This is a genomic window from Trichocoleus sp. Lan (genome assembly GCF_039961855.1).
GTDB lineage: Bacteria > Cyanobacteriota > Cyanobacteriia > Cyanobacteriales > FACHB-T130 > FACHB-T130.
In genome coordinates, this window is sequence record NZ_JAMPKA010000028.1 from 1 (window position 1) to 15,480 (window position 15,480).

Sequence of the window (15,480 nt, forward strand, 5' to 3'; positions counted from 1 at the left end):
CCAAGAATATTCTCCTCAATGAGGGCATCCGGGCTTGGATGGCTCCTCAGGATCAACCCCACGAGAACTTTATCTTCCCTGAAGAGGTTCTGCCTCGCGGTAACGCACTGTAAAGTTTTGGATTTTGGATTTTAGATTTTGGATAGTTATTCATCTAAAATCTAAAATCTAAAATCTTAAGTCTTAAAGTCGGTACCTTGTTTGGTTAATGACAATAGAGGTTTTACCCCGTGCAAACGTCATTTAATAGTGGTTTCGTATCAGGTGCCGGACGCGACCAAGAGTCGTCTGGATTCGCCTGGTGGGCGGGTAACGCCCGTCTGATCAACCTGTCTGGTAAGCTGCTGGGCGCTCACGTTGCCCACTCTGGTCTGATTGTCTTCTGGGCTGGAGCGATGACTTTATTTGAAGTCGCTCACTTTGTGCCCGAAAAGCCGATGTACGAACAGGGATTAATCCTGCTGCCTCACCTAGCCTCTCAAGGCTGGGGTGTGGGTCCAGGTGGAGAAGTGATCGACACTTTCCCCTTCTTTGTCGTTGGTGTTTTGCACCTGATTTCCTCCGCCGTTCTGGGCTTGGGTGGAATTTACCACGCAATTCGCGGTCCGGAAACTCTGGAAGAATACTCCGGCTTCTTTGGCTACGACTGGAAAGATAAGAACAAAATGACCACCATTATCGGGATTCACCTGATTCTCTTGGGAATCGGTGCCTTCCTGTTGGTGATTAAGGCAATGTTCTTTGGTGGTTTATATGACACTTGGGCACCTGGTGGTGGTGATGTTCGCGTCATTACCAGTCCTACGCTCAACCCAGCAGTGATCTTCGGCTACCTGCTAAAGTCTCCTTTTGGTGGCGACGGCTGGATTGTTAGCGTTGATAACCTGGAAGATGTCGTCGGCGGTCACATCTGGGTTGGTCTGATTTGCATTGCTGGTGGCATTTTCCACATTCTCACCAAGCCTTTTGCATGGGCACGTCGTGCCTTGATCTGGTCTGGAGAAGCTTATCTCTCCTACAGCATCGGTGCTGTGTCCTTGATGGCTTTCATTGCCTCTTGCTTCGTTTGGTTTAACAACACTGTTTATCCCAGCGAATTCTACGGCCCCACTGGCCCTGAAGCTTCTCAAGCTCAAGCAATGACCTTCCTGATCCGCGACCAGCGCTTAGGTGCTAACGTCGGTTCTGCACAAGGTCCAACTGGCTTAGGTAAATACCTGATGCGCTCTCCTAGCGGCGAAATCATCTTCGGTGGTGAAACAATGCGCTTCTGGGATTTCCGTGGTCCTTGGCTAGAGCCGCTACGCGGTCCCAATGGTCTTGACCTGAACAAGATCAAGAACGACATTCAACCTTGGCAAGCGCGACGCGCTGCTGAGTACATGACCCATGCTCCTCTGGGTTCGCTGAACTCTGTGGGTGGTGTTGCTACGGAGATCAACTCGTTTAACTACGTGTCTCCCCGTTCTTGGTTGGCTTGTTTCCACTTTGTCATGGGTTTCTTTTTCCTAGTTGGTCACTTGTGGCACGCCGGTCGCGCCCGCGCTGCTGCTGCTGGTTTCGAGAAAGGAATTGACCGTGAAACCGAGCCAGTGCTATCTATGCCTGACCTCGACTAATTAGTTTGAGTTTTGAATTAGAGACTTATAACTGATAAATGAAAAGGCTCCTGTGTCAAAGCAGGAGCCTTTTTTGTTATTGGTGAAATCACGGTGGACGCTGCCTCAAATCAGGGCTACGCTATCGGCATCAATTCCCCCGCTGTGCAATATTGGAGTGCAGAAAGCTTGTGAAGGCTGAAAACAAAATCGAAAGATTATTTGCGGCAATTCAGTTATCTAATGTTGAACAAGTTCGTCAACTTCTAAACTCTGGAATTGATGCTAACAGCAAAGATGTCAAAGGTCAGCATCCACTGGTATTAGCCTCTAGGATTGGCAACTTAGATATAGTTAAGGCTTTGCTGGCAGCAGGGACAGATGTCAATGCTAAGTCTGGAATAGCTAAAAGTCTCAAGTTTAACCCAACGATTTCTGTGTCATCAGTACCGGGAAATGCCAGTCTAGGCGAGATGATAAGCGAAGCGCTTGAAGATGCTCCCGATCAAGCAAAAGGCTTTTATGCAGGCTTTACGCAGTTCGTTGATGCTTTTTCCAATGAAAAGAACGTCAATAGTGCGAGTACCAATGAGCAGCAAAACTCCTCCCAAGATGAAGGTGTAGAGTTTGACGAAGAGGAAAATTTTGATGAGGGGGAAGAAAAAACGGCATTGATAGCAGCGATCGCTTCCGGTCATGTTGAAATTGTAAAAGCTTTGCTTAAAGCAGGAGCTGAGGTCAATCCAACAGCTTGGGATGTTCCGGTTCCTCTCGTAGTTGCTGCCAAACACGGACAGCTTAAGATTGTCCGCGCTCTCATTGCTGCTGGTGCTGAAGTCAATAAATGTGGGTGGGATTGCGAGTACACACCTTTAGGCATGGCAGTTGAGCGTGGACAAGTGGAGATCGTTCGCGCTCTTCTAGAGGCAGGCGTTAATCCTCGAGGAGGACGCAGTTGCGATACTTCTCTAGCATTAGCTGCGGCAAACGGAGATATAGAAATCATGCAGCTTCTGCTCAAGGCTGGCGTAGATATCAACTACCCCAAAGGCGATTACACAGCATTAATGGCGGCGGCTAACAACGGTCAATTTAAGATGGTGCAAATGCTGGTAGAAGCAGGAGCTGATGTTAATGCTTGGTACGAACACTCTAATACTCCTTTGCTCTACGCAGCCTATAGCGGGCATCGTGAAATTTACGACTATCTGTATCCTTTGGTTTCTGAAGATATCCGCAAGTATGGGGAGAGAGAAATTGAGAAAGGGGTCAAGAAAAAGGAGCGGTTACAGAAGAAGGATGTAGAAGACTTCATTGAGGCGGCAATGTTTGGAAAAGTCGAAGCGGTAAAAGCAGCCATTGAGAAGGGGATAGACATCAATGCCATTGGCTCTAACGGTCAAACTGCCCTAATGTATGCGGCTCATTACGTCCGTATTCCTGTAGTTCAAATTCTAATTGATGCAGGTGCTGAGTTAGATATTGTGAGCGAAGAAGATGGACTCGGTGAAAGGAAAACCGCTTTGATGCACGTAGCTGGAAGCTTTTTCGCAACAGGAAAACGCGCTGAGATGGTCAAAATGTTAGTGGAAGCGGGGGCGAATATCAATCTCAAAGGTAAGGATGGTCGTACCGCTCTGATGTGTGCTGCTATGGCTGGTTATGCCGATTCAACTCAGGCTTTGATAGAAGCAGGTGCAGACCTTGATGCCACAGATGATGATGGTAATACAACAATGATGTTGGCAGAGGCTAGCAGACATCGTAAAATTGTTCGCCTGCTCAAACAAGCGGGTGCTTCAGAAGGGGGAATGAATGATATTGCCTTAATTCAAGCAGCCTCTGACGGAAATGCCGAACAGGTTAGAGCGTTAATTCAAGCAGGCGCAGACGTTAATCGCAGGACGAATAGCACCGCGTTATGCAATGCAGCTTCAAGAGGGCATGATGAAATCGTGAGGATGCTGATTGAAGCTGGTGCAGGCGTAAACAAAAGAGCCTTCGCTGGCTCTTTTAATCCGCTACTCCATGCTGCCTCTCAGGGATACCTTGATATCGTTCGCGCCTTGGTAGAAGCGGGTGCAGATGTGAATGCGAGAGTTGAAGATTACTGTAATGCACTTGAATATGCTGAGTTGGGCAGGATGAAAGGGCATCACAAAGGTAGACAACACGCCGAGGTGATTGAATTACTCAAGCAAGCGGGTGCTACTAAGTCGCAAAATTTTTAATGGGAAGATATCGCGATCGCATTCACCTTCCTCCCAGCACAAACAAAAAACGGGGATGAGTCACCTCATCCCCATATTCTCAAGAGTTATGAATTAATTCAAAACTCAAAACTATTTACAGACTCGGCACAAATTGCTCTTTTTCTGGTACATCTGTGTACTCAGCAACAATTTGGCGGAACTCTTCACCGTCAATGGTTTCCTTCTCAATCAACAAGTCTACGAGTCGATCGATGACTTCCCGGTTGTCGCTCATGATCTTGCAGGCATCTTTGTAGCATTTAGCGACAATTGACCGCACTTGCACATCAATCTGGGAAGCAATTTCCTCAGAATACTCGCTACGGCTCGTCCAATCGCGTCCCAAGAACACTTCACCACTTTGGCTTTCTAGCGACAGTGGGCCAAGGGTAGACATTCCGAACCGCGTCACCATCTGCCGTGCCAACCCGGTCACCTGTTGCAAGTCTCCGCCAGCACCAGTCGTAATCTCGGAATCGCCAAAGATGACTTCCTCTGCCGCACGTCCGCCTAAAGCGCCGGTAATGCGTGCCAATAGCTGGGATCTGGAGATTAAGCCTTGATCTTCATTGGGAGTGAACCAGGTTAAGCCACGCGCTTGACCTCGTGGCACGAGGGTGACTTTTTGGACTGGGTCGTGGTCGGTCACTAGGGTACCGACGATCGCGTGTCCTACTTCGTGGTAGGCAATCAGTCGCTTGCTCTTGCTATCCACTAGCGGCGTGCCTTCCATCCCCGCTACCACCCGGTCAACGGCGTCGTTGATTTCCATCATTGTGATGGCTTCTTTGCGACGACGAGCGGTCAGAATGGCGGCTTCGTTGAGCAGGTTCGCTAAGTCAGCACCTGTAAAGCCTGGGGTGCGTCGGGCGATCGCTTCTAAGGAAACTTCGGGAGCAATTTTTTTGTTCCGTCCGTGGACTTCTAAAACGGCAAGGCGTCCCTTGAGATCCGGTGCATCCACCATCACTTGTCGGTCAAACCGTCCCGGACGCAACAGCGCTGAATCCAGAACATCGGGACGGTTGGTCGCGGCAATGATAATAATTCCGGTATTGCCTTCAAACCCGTCCATTTCTGTCAAGAGCTGGTTGAGGGTTTGTTCCCGTTCGTCGTTCCCACCGCCGATGCCTGCGCCTCTTTGCCGTCCGACGGCGTCGATTTCATCGATGAAGATTAAGCAGGGAGCGTTTTCTTTGGCTTTTTTGAATAAGTCGCGGACGCGGGATGCACCGACGCCGACGAACATCTCCACAAATTCCGAGCCGGAGATGCTGAAGAAGGGAACCCCAGCTTCCCCTGCGATCGCTTTGGCGAGTAATGTTTTCCCGGTTCCTGGAGGGCCAATTAACAGGACGCCTTTGGGAATTTTCGCACCTACGGCGGTGAATTTCTCTGGGAGTTTGAGGAAGGTGACGACTTCTTCGAGTTCTTCTTTGGCTTCTTCGATTCCGGCGACGTCGTCAAATTTGACGCCGGTTTTGGCTTCCATCTGAAATCTAGCTTTTGATTTCCCGAAGTTCATGGCTTGCCCAGGACCGCCAGGAATGTTGCTAGAGCGACGGAATAGGAAGAACAGCCCAGCAATCAACAAAATCGGAAAAATTAAATTCCCCAAAAATCCCCAGATCGCTCCATCATTGCGAGCGGGATGGGTATCAAAGCTGATATTTGCGTTTCTGAGCTTAGCAATCAATTCTGGGGCAGTTGTTGGCAAATCTACCCGCAGCCGTTGGATGCGGTTATCCAGATCCGGATCGACGGCTTCGACAATTGCTGTCCGACCCCCATCGTAGAGGTCAACACTGGTAACTCTTTGGGCATCTAGGTATTCCAGAAAGCGCCCATAGGTCATGCGGGTACTAGCAGTGTTTTTGCCCATATCGGTGGGAGCAGCAGCAAATGCCCCTTGCCAGAGGAAAAACCCTATGACTAAGGCGGGTAATGTCCAAAGTACTAATATTCTCCAGGAAAATTTCATAAATCGGTTGTCTCTAGATACGGCTAATAGAAGCAGATTCAGCGCAGATAAAGCGTTATCACAAACAAGGGATGAGAGCTGATTGAAGGAACTGAAACATTCCTTTTTTTACCTAATTGAGCAAGACTTTAGGCAGAAAATCCCAGCCAAAAGCTGGATTTGCTACCACCAGGACATTTAGGCTTGTCCCTATAGGGCGAACATTGGCACCTTAAACGTGAACTTAATTAAATTTAACTTAATTCTCATCATTGGATCAACTGACTGCTTTGGTTATATCCTTTGAGGACTTTTGTCAAGAGAAAATAATCATTGCAGATATTCATCTGTGCGAATCTACGCCCACGCCTGAATATCTTGCAATGAATCAGGAAAATAACCTTCCTCCAAAGGATTGACGCGCCTGCTTCCCAGTTTCAATTCTGGTAAGACAGACGCGCCAGTTGGCTTGAAGCGAGCGCCATCAAACTGAGAAACCCAGTTTCTTTAAGAAACTGGGTTTTTATGAGAGTCAAGGAGAGACGACTAGGCAGGACTTCCAGCCAGTAGTAACCTAGTAGGTTTCTACGTGCCAACGACCAGCCTTCTTGATCGTTCTTTGGTATTCGCTCCAAGTCACCCCATCCTTGGCAGCAGCGGCGGAGAGGGCTTCATCAATGCCCCCTTCCATACCCTTCAAACCGCAGATATAGGTGTGGGTATTCTCTTGCTGAATCATTTTCCAGAGTTCATCAGCGTGTTCAGCCACCCGATCCTGAATGTACATTCTGCCGCCTTCGGGGTTTTTCTGTTCCCGGCTGATGGCATAGGTGAGGCGGAAGTTTTCAGGGTACTGCTGTTGCAGTTCTTCAAGTTCTTCCTTGTACAGGATGTTGGGGCTGGTGGGAATCCCGAAAATGAGCCAAGCTAAACCCTTGTATTCGTAGTCGGTGTTAACTGCTCTTTCATTTTCCTTGAACATCCGCCACAGGTAAGCGCGGAATGGCGCAATACCCGTTCCGGTTGCCAACATGATCACGTTGACATTCGGATCTTCTGGTAACAACATTTCTTTACCAGTTGGTCCGGTAATTTTCACATCGTCCCCAACCTGGAGATTGCACAGATGGGTGGAGCAAACACCATAGACCATTTCGCCCGTTTCTGGATGCTTATACTCTAGTTGCCGGACACACAGCGATACAGTCTTGTCATCAACCTTGTCGCCATGACGAGTCGAGGCAATCGAGTACAGTCTTAGTTTGTGGGGTTTGCCCTTGTTGTCATTTCCCGGCGGGATGATGCCAATACTTTGACCTTCTAAATAACGGAGATCCCCTTGGGAGATGTCAAAGATCAGGTGACGAACGGTGCCGATCCCACCCTCACCAACTAACTCTTCATTACTCAGACACTTACCAATAAAGGGATTATTCGGGCGGTAGATATTAACGGGAATATCTTTTTCCGTTTTTTCCTTCGCTTGAGTCATAGGCTTACTCTCTTTTGGTGCTTGAGTGTCCTGTGCGACGGTTTGCGAAGTGGCAGGAGCATTCGTTGCACTTGACTCAACGCTTGCGGCAGCAGGGGAGCTGGGGGAGCTACCCTTAGAGCCATTTGCTCCGTTGTCAGCACCCAGAGGGTGGATGCTGACAATTTTGCCGCCCAAACGAGCGATCCGTTGCATTTCTTGATTCATGCGATTGTAGGGCACTGTGATAAACACGCTGCCACTACGACGAATCGGGTAGTTTACGTTGTCAGTTGCTTCGTTCTGACGCAGGCCCACCACTTCATAAACAAAGACGCGGCTACCAGATTCTGAATTGGCAGTACCGTTGGCTGCTGTGGAATTGTACATTGCTCTTAAATATCTCCGAACCCACCTTCTGTTAACATTCTGCTACAAAGCGGTCTTTCCACCACATATCGCTCTGCTGACCGAGGGCAGGTAAAAGAGGGCAATGACTGAATCTGGATAGTTTCTGGATAGTTAACGTCGCTAATATTAGGGATATTCTTCCTCGCCGGATGGCGATTGGGAAACCCTTCGCTAGCTTTTTTTAGGGTAGCCAGCAATTTATTTAAATAATGTCTCCATTGAGTCAATTTAATTTTTCCTTTCTAAAAATGCACGGCACGCCGTAGCATAAATACTGAGCGAGATGATTCCACTGGGGTTAGCTTGTAGCGTCTATCCCGTTCTGGTAAGATACTGTGTAACATCTAGTATTAAATACTTACTGGACGAAGCTTGAGTCTTCCCCAACGGGCCTTACTCTAGGGTGCTGTAAGCTCCTACTGGTTATGCCTTCTTGCTGTGTCGCAAGAGCTGCAAGAGTAACCAACGGGGTGCCCTCCGGGCTGAGGATTTAGATTGCTTAAAACTCAATGAGAAAAAATTTTTTGCGTTAGAGGGAAGCTATGACCAGTCAGCTGGATCGCGTGGTTCTAATTGGTGTTGCTGGAGACTCCGGATGCGGTAAATCTACATTTTTGCGCCGATTAACAGATTTGTTTGGGGAAGATTTCGTCACGGTGATTTGCCTGGACGATTACCATAGCCTGGATCGGAAACAGCGCAAAGAAACTGGAATTACGGCGCTGAACCCAAAGGCGAATAACTTCGATCTGATGGCCGAGCAGATCAAAGCGCTCAAGAACGGTCAGTCCATTGAAAAGCCAATTTACAACCACGAAACCGGCGAGATCGATCCTCCAGAGCGAGTCGATCCTAACCATATTATTGTGATTGAGGGGCTTCATCCTTTGTATGATGAGCGGGTGCGATCGCTCCTCGACTTCAGCGTTTATCTCGACATCAGCGATGACGTTAAGATTGCCTGGAAGATTCAGCGGGATATGGCTGAGCGCGGGCACCGTTACGAAGACGTACTCGCTGCCATCAACGCTCGCCGCCCAGATTTTACTGCCTACATCGAGCCGCAGAAGGAACACGCTGACGTTGTGATCCAGGTGTTGCCGACGCAATTAGTCAAGGAAGAGAAGGTAGGTCAAATCCTGCGGGTGCGCTTGCTTCAGCGCGATGGCGTGGAAGGTTTTGAGCCAGCTTATCTATTTGATGAAGGGTCTACGATTGATTGGAGACCCTGCGGTCGTAAGCTAACCTGCGGCTACCCTGGCATCAAGATGTACTATGGCCCAGACTCTTACTATGGTCATGAGGTGTCCGTTCTGGAAGTAGATGGTCAGTTCGACAAGCTAGAGGAAGTCATCTACATTGAAAGCCACCTCAGCAAGACTGCGGCTAAGTACCACGGGGAACTGACCGAACTGTTGCTCAAGCATCGGGAATATCCAGGCTCTAATAACGGAACTGGCTTGTTCCAAGTGCTGGTCGGTCTGAAGATGCGGGCAACCTACGAGCGGTTAACGTCTGGAAAGAGCCAACCGTTGGCAGCGACGAAAGTATAAACTAGACCCCCAAGGGTAGGGATGCACGCTCGTGAGTCCCTACGACTGCGTTCAAAGCCTTCTAGCAAGGGCTATCTAAGTGAATTGCTGACGCGAGAGACTGACAAAAGGCTCTCGCATTTTATTTTAGGTATCTAGGTTTTAATAGAGATATAAATTTTGGGATTGGGTTGAGTAGAAATATGAGAGTGTGGGTTGCCAGTTTTTTGCTGCTGTTTGGCTTTGCAGAAATCTATCAGTGGTTGAAACAGTTCACGCTGCCGTTGCCGGTGTATATTCTGGGAGGTGCGTTTTTAGCGATCGCATCTAACTACGACAAACTATCTAGCTTTCCTTTTTTGCGAAGCCACGAAGACGAACCAGCGCCGATTAAAGACCAGACGCCGCCAGCTATGCGTTCTGTTTATAGCCAATCTTCATCGAACCTCACGCCTCAATCGCCTCGTCCTATTTCTTTCAAAATCGAAAAGAAGAGGGAGAAAGGTGCGAATAGCAGCCACTCAATATAGTGCTGCTGGGTCGGGGAATTATAATGTTTACCGGCTTACCGAAAGGATTAAGAGCCAGCAACCACCGTTGAGTAAAGCAGTGAGAACTGCACCAAGAATAACTCCTTTCATCAATCCCCATCTTTGTTGCCGTCTTAGAGAAAAAATTATTGGGACTACATACAGAAGTTGAGACAATCCAATAGAAAAAATTAATATTGCTACAATTTAAGCGATCGTATAAATATACAATAAATTCACGATTATAGACGATAAAAATCCTAAGATAACCAAAACTAAAATATGTATTCCTAATAGTAAGAATATACTGCTAATCATTTCAGTGATTTCATTCCTTGAGCGCATAATTTTGTTCTTATAAACATGAAATTATTGCTGCTATATTAGGGTGTTATAAAATTTAGCGTTTTATTTAGGACTAAAGTACAGTAAATAGCAGGCTCCATTTAATAAAGCGGTAAGAACTGCACAAATAATCACCCCTTTCACCATTGCCCCTCGCTGTCGCCGTCTTAGCCAAAAAATAAGCGGAATCACATATAAAAGCTGCCATAAGAATATAGAAATAGCAAAAAACGCCCAAACGATTAAAATAGCGTATCCTCCTCCTAGCAAAGCAGCAATAGGAAAACTTACTAAAAATACTGCTAGACCGGCGATAAGATGCATACCTAATAACAACAGCATTCCGGAAAGTACCCCAAGAAATTCATTTTGATGTTCCATAAAACTCCTGCTGAATCAAATTAATATTTGTTGTTAATAATGGTTATATATCAATTAAACCAATGCCGGACGATTATTAACCAAGTGATATCCAGCACTTCCCTCTCGGTAAAACATATTAAACGTATCAAATGGAATAATCCTCCCATCGGGATGGACAATGTGGATGCAGGAACGTTTTACAGAACGGACATCGAAGTTAAAGGGGTCAAGAAACTGTACAATCATCACTCGGAATATATTTTCGTAGGTAATTCCTTCAGGAACAGGTAGTAGTGGCAAGCAACAAAGTAACTGTTTTAAAGATGTTGCAGAAGATGCGGGTGAATGGCTAGTGGAAAACAGATTAAAAATATTTCGCTTTAGCTCATCATCCTGTTCATAAAGAACAGAATTAGGCATGATTTTTACAAAATTATTTGGCTCCAAAAGTCCAGTTAAGGGTATCACTTTGCCCTTAACTTTTAGCGCGTAAGCCATTGCTAAACAATCGGGATGGCAAGGAACTGGGAGAATATCTTCTGGTTTAAAATAGGGACTCTGCTGTAAGATAGAGCGACGGACTTCTGTGAGAGTGTAGCGATCGCGCTCATGCTCAAATCCCTCCAGACGCCCTGCTGCCTGAATCGGTTGAAAGGTAACACCCCGCACGCATCGCTGTTGCAAGGCGTATTCAATGATTTTGCCGATTTCGCCGTCGTTTAGCCCTTTTTTCAGGGTAACGACCAAAGTTGTCGAGATGTTAAACTCGTTGAGATGCGCGATCGCTTGTTCCCGAATCTCTCGCAAATCTGCCCCACGTAACTCCTCTAATGCTGCCGCCTCAAAGCTATCAAATTGGAGATAGACTTCAATTCCGGGCATATATTGACTTAAGCGATCGCAAAAATTTCGGTCTTTGGCAATTCTAATACCATTGGTATTGATCATTAAATGGCGAATTGGCTTACTTTTAGTAATATCCAGAATTTTAAAAAACTCTGGATGAATCGTTGGTTCGCCCCCACTAATTTGCACAACCTGGGGTTCTCCTTCATTCGCCACCACCGCATCAATCATCCTTTCAATTTGCTCTAAGGTGCGATGACGCCGGGATTGACTGGAATGTTGAGAAACTTCTTCTGTGCCCGAATCTGCGTAACAAATTGGGCAGGAAAGATTGCAGCGATCTGTTACTTCTACTAAAGTTAAACAGCTATGTTGTTCGTGATCGGGGCAAAGTCCGCAGTCATAGGGGCAGCCATATTTTATGGGAGTATTAAATTTAAGCGGCATATCCCCTGGTTTGATAAATTCCTGGGAGAGTTTGTAATAATCGATATCATCAGCAATTAAGACTTCTTGATGTCCGTGGGTAGGACAGTGCTTTACCAGGTAAACGCAATCATCTCGAAAGATAATTTTTGCCTCTACTTTGACGAGACATTTAGAGCAAACGCTGTTAGTTAAAGCATAGAAAAGGTAGTTTCGAGTAGGCATATATTTTTTTGTTAAAATGATTACAATCGGTTGAGCAGCTTTCCTGATTGATTCTAGGTGTATGGATTCACAGGTTTCCAATTATAGAAAAATACTTCGTTATCATTTGCAACTCAGTTATAAGATTTGAGAGGAAAGATTGATCGTTAGAGAAATTAAAGGTTAAAGTGTTGCCATTACCAATTGGATAAGTTGTTTTTCCAGTCCATTGGATGTGTCCTAAATTATTAATTTCTGCTTTTAGGTTTATCAATCCTTCCATTGTATTTAGCTCTGCAATACCAGATAGCGTTTGAGATATCTCTTTAAGTTGTTCCAAGAAAATAAATATTTCCTCAGTCCGTATATCACCCAAAAATTAGCGTGATAGCCAGGTAAGATTATCTCAATTTCTGAATTAATCCAATTTCTATCCCAATAATCGTCTGCAATGAGATTATTTATCCCTTGAATGCGAATGATTACTTTTTCTTGATTTCCCTTGACAGTAAATTGCATTAGATGATTCAAAAACGAACAATTTTAGAATGCTGTTCCGATAATATAAAATTCCCAATAAACAAGCAATCTGAATGGCGCTTAGCCCGTAGATGGGATGAAAATCTGGCTTAATGAAATCAATTAATAGACGAAAGCTTAAATAAGAAACCATGTAAAACTTAAATAATTCGCCTTCTTGCCGATGGTAGCGGCTGCGAATTTGTAAAAATATCATTAAAATTAGTAAAAAAATAACTTCATATAATTGAGTCGGATGCCGGGGAATGCCATCACCAAAATCTACTCCCCAAGGTAAATGAGTGGAAATGCCGTAAGTGCGATCGCTTAATCCCGTCAAAAAGCAGCCAATCCGTCCCACCGCCGTTCCCACAATCAAGGGATAAACAAAAACATCGCCGGTAGATCGATTGACACCAATCATTTTCTTGGTAATTTCTACACCAATCAATCCACCGAGTAACGCCCCTACGACCGTTTTTCCTTGAAGGAGAACCAAAAAGAATAGTTGCCAATTATTCCCAATTAAATCGATGTGCTGTAGTAAAACCAGCGCTTTCGCACCAACTAGCGCCCCTACCAAGCCACCGACAATTACCGAACTGCGCTGCGTGGGTGCGATCGCGTCTTTGCGGGCATTATTGATTAATAAACGGAATGCGATCGCATACGCCAACGACTCAAACAAAATATGAGGGTGAATCCGCACCGAACCCAGCCACAAATAAACCGGGAAACTCATTATTTGTATCTCCGCTTGCGGATAGTGCCTCCTCGTGGCTTGAAAATATACCCGACAAGCCCTGTTGCCTGGAGCTAGACAGAGGTTGCCTAGACGATATCATACCCACCCAAGCTTGTAGAAGCTATATTTCCTGGAACTCTTCACAGAAGATTGCTATCCTCTGCTAAAGGATTAAAAATTTCTTGCCAGCAATATATGGCAAGGCATTTTACATGCAAAATCTAAATCTTCCGCATAAAAATTGTTAATAACTGTCAAGTAATAAATAAAAAACTATATGATGTGTAAACATGCATCGCCAGATTTGAGAATTAATCAGGACTAGAGTCTCCGTCAACATCAGGGAAAGCATCAAGGAGATGATTTGAGCGAACTAGGTAGGTAAAGTGAAAAATGGCAATCCCAGCGGCAGAATCCCCAATTACCGAGAGCAGCAAAGTGGAAGCAGAGAATAATCGTTTCTTCACGCTCTCACTGGATATGTTTTTCATCGCTGGTTTCGACGGCTATTTCAAGCGACTGAACCCGATGTGCGAAAAAACGCTCCTGTTCACATCTGAGGAATTTCTAGCCAAGCCGTGGATTGCATTTATTCATCCCAAAGACCGGGAATCTACTCTGGTTCAATTGCAGGAACTATCCAGCACCGGGGAGACGGTCACTTTTGAAAACCGCTTTCGCTGCAAAGATGGGACTTACAAATGGCTGCTGTGGAATGCCGCCCTGTGCGCGGAAGAACAATTAATTTACGCCGCTGCCCGTGACATTACCGAGCGCAAACAGGCAGAAGAGGAACTGCGGCAAAGCGAAGAGCGTTTCCGCTTGTTAATCAAAAATGTCAAAGACTATGCAATTTATATGCTCGATACCAGCGGGAAAGTTATTAGTTGGAACAAAGGGGCGGAGAGGCTGAACGGGTATCAGGCAGAGGAAATTATTGGTCGGCATTTCTCCTGCTTTTTTCCTTCCAGCGAGGGCAGGAGCGGCAAACCTGAGCAAGTTCTACAAAAGGCAGCATTAGACGGTCGGTGTGAATGGGAAACTTTACGCTTACACCAAGACGGGTCGCAGTTTTGGGCAAATGTTGTCGTGACAGCTTTACGAAGTGAAGATGGACGGCTGCGCGGCTTTGCCACAATAACGAGGGATATCACCGAACGCAAGCGATCGCAAGCAGCGCTGGAACAAGCAAATAACGACTTAGAAAGACGAGTCGAGGAACGCACCGCTGAATTAAAAGCCGCCAATGAGCTTCTAAAGAGGGAAGTTAAAGAGCGTCAGCAAGCGGAGAAAGCTTTGCGACAATCAGAAGCGCAATTGCGAGAAAAAGCAGCAAAGCTAAAACAAGCCTTAAGCGAATTAAAACAAACTCAAACCCAGCTGATTCAAAGTGCAAAAATGTCCAGTCTGGGGCAATTGGTGGCTGGTATTGCCCACGAAATCAACAATCCCGTCAGTTTCATCTACGGGAATCTCGACTACGCCATTCACTATATTCAAAGCTTGATCGACTTGTTGCAACTTTATGGAAAACACTCCCCCGAACCCCCTGAGGAAATCCAGGATCTGATAGATGAAATCGATCTCGATTTCGTGATCGCAGATATGCCGAAACTGCTCTCCTCAATGAAGTTAGGGGCTGACCGCATTCGGCAAATTGTCGCCTCTCTGCGGAACTTCTCGCGCCATGACCAAGCAGAAAAGAAGTCGGTCAACATTCACGAAGGCATTGACAACACTCTGAGATTGCTGCAAGACCGCTTAAAAGCTACCGCTACCCATCCGGCGATCGAGGTCGTTAAAGAATATGGCGACCTACCATTGGTGGAGTGCTATGCCGGTCAATTCAACCAGGTATTAATGAATATCCTCAATAATGCGATTGATGCCCTGGAGGAGGCAGAGGGACCCAGAAGCAAAGGGGCACAGGAGATGGTATCTCCCTGGCTTTCTGGCTCCCCGGCTCCTCAGTCTTGTATTCGGATTTGTACCGAGGTCAAAGACAGCGATCGCATCGCCATCCGGATTGCTGATAATGGCCCTGGGATGAACGAGGAAGTCCGTCGTAAGTTATTTGACCCCTTCTTTACCACGAAACCGATAGGCACAGGTACGGGACTCGGCTTGTCCATTAGCTATCAGATTGTCGTCGAAAAGCACGGCGGTCAATTGACTTGTGTTTCCGAACCGGGAAAGGGGGCAGAGTTTTTAATTGAAATTCCGATTCGGCAGACTCGTTCGGAACCAGCTCTGTCTCGGTGCGCCTGAGAAACAATTA

At 46.3% G+C, this 15,480-nt stretch carries 11 protein-coding genes and 1 pseudogene; 6 read left to right on the plus strand and 6 right to left on the minus strand.

All coding sequences use genetic code 11. The features are described from left to right. The 3 genes and pseudogenes from NDA03_RS21725 to NDA03_RS21735 form a co-directional block, all read left to right on the plus strand. Positions 1-113 (plus strand): annotated as a pseudogene (locus tag NDA03_RS21725) (photosystem II protein D2); the annotation flags it as partial. A gap of 117 nt (positions 114-230) precedes the next feature. Beyond that, positions 231-1,619, plus strand: coding sequence for a photosystem II reaction center protein CP43 (gene psbC / locus NDA03_RS21730; protein WP_190414496.1), 1,389 nt, complete (start codon positions 231-233; stop codon positions 1,617-1,619). Positions 1,620-1,789: 170 nt separating this feature from the next. After that, positions 1,790-3,829, plus strand: a complete 2,040-nt coding sequence (locus NDA03_RS21735) for an ankyrin repeat domain-containing protein (protein ID WP_348239104.1) — start codon at positions 1,790-1,792, stop codon at positions 3,827-3,829. A 115-nt stretch (positions 3,830-3,944) separates the two neighbouring features. Here NDA03_RS21735 and ftsH2 read toward each other — a convergent pair whose 3' ends face one another. Together ftsH2 and petH are read right to left on the minus strand one after the other, a co-directional pair. Then, positions 3,945-5,831, minus strand: a complete 1,887-nt coding sequence (gene ftsH2 / locus NDA03_RS21740; RefSeq protein WP_348239105.1) for an ATP-dependent zinc metalloprotease FtsH2 — start codon at positions 5,829-5,831, stop codon at positions 3,945-3,947. Positions 5,832-6,384: 553 nt separating this feature from the next. Beyond that, complete coding sequence (gene petH, locus NDA03_RS21745; protein WP_190429953.1) at positions 6,385-7,671, minus strand: ferredoxin--NADP reductase; 1,287 nt, start codon at positions 7,669-7,671, stop codon at positions 6,385-6,387. Positions 7,672-8,234: 563 nt separating this feature from the next. On the opposite strand from petH, the gene NDA03_RS21750 reads away from it, so the two are divergent. Together NDA03_RS21750 and NDA03_RS21755 are read left to right on the plus strand one after the other, a co-directional pair. After that, the gene (locus tag NDA03_RS21750) at positions 8,235-9,245 is read left to right on the plus strand and encodes a phosphoribulokinase (protein WP_190414500.1); all 1,011 of its coding nucleotides are present in this window, start codon (positions 8,235-8,237) and stop codon (positions 9,243-9,245) included. 182 nt (positions 9,246-9,427) lie between these two features. Beyond that, complete coding sequence (locus NDA03_RS21755; protein ID WP_190676489.1) at positions 9,428-9,754, plus strand: hypothetical protein; 327 nt, start codon at positions 9,428-9,430, stop codon at positions 9,752-9,754. A 408-nt stretch (positions 9,755-10,162) separates the two neighbouring features. Here NDA03_RS21755 and NDA03_RS21760 read toward each other — a convergent pair whose 3' ends face one another. The 4 genes from NDA03_RS21760 to NDA03_RS21775 all read right to left on the minus strand — a co-directional run bounded on the left by NDA03_RS21760 (position 10,163) and on the right by NDA03_RS21775 (position 13,199). Then, on the minus strand, positions 10,163-10,480 hold the full coding sequence (locus tag NDA03_RS21760; protein WP_348239106.1) for a hypothetical protein: 318 nt from the start codon (positions 10,478-10,480) through the stop codon (positions 10,163-10,165). A 54-nt stretch (positions 10,481-10,534) separates the two neighbouring features. Further along, positions 10,535-11,959, minus strand: coding sequence for a radical SAM protein (locus tag NDA03_RS21765; RefSeq protein ID WP_348239107.1), 1,425 nt, complete (start codon positions 11,957-11,959; stop codon positions 10,535-10,537). 67 nt (positions 11,960-12,026) lie between these two features. Next, complete coding sequence (locus tag NDA03_RS21770; protein WP_348239108.1) at positions 12,027-12,278, minus strand: hypothetical protein; 252 nt, start codon at positions 12,276-12,278, stop codon at positions 12,027-12,029. Positions 12,279-12,395: 117 nt separating this feature from the next. Beyond that, on the minus strand, positions 12,396-13,199 hold the full coding sequence (locus tag NDA03_RS21775) for a prolipoprotein diacylglyceryl transferase family protein (RefSeq protein WP_348239109.1): 804 nt from the start codon (positions 13,197-13,199) through the stop codon (positions 12,396-12,398). A 396-nt stretch (positions 13,200-13,595) separates the two neighbouring features. On the opposite strand from NDA03_RS21775, the gene NDA03_RS21780 reads away from it, so the two are divergent. Continuing rightward, positions 13,596-15,470, plus strand: a complete 1,875-nt coding sequence (locus NDA03_RS21780; protein ID WP_348239110.1) for a PAS domain S-box protein — start codon at positions 13,596-13,598, stop codon at positions 15,468-15,470. The last annotated feature ends 10 nt before the right edge of the window (positions 15,471-15,480 follow it).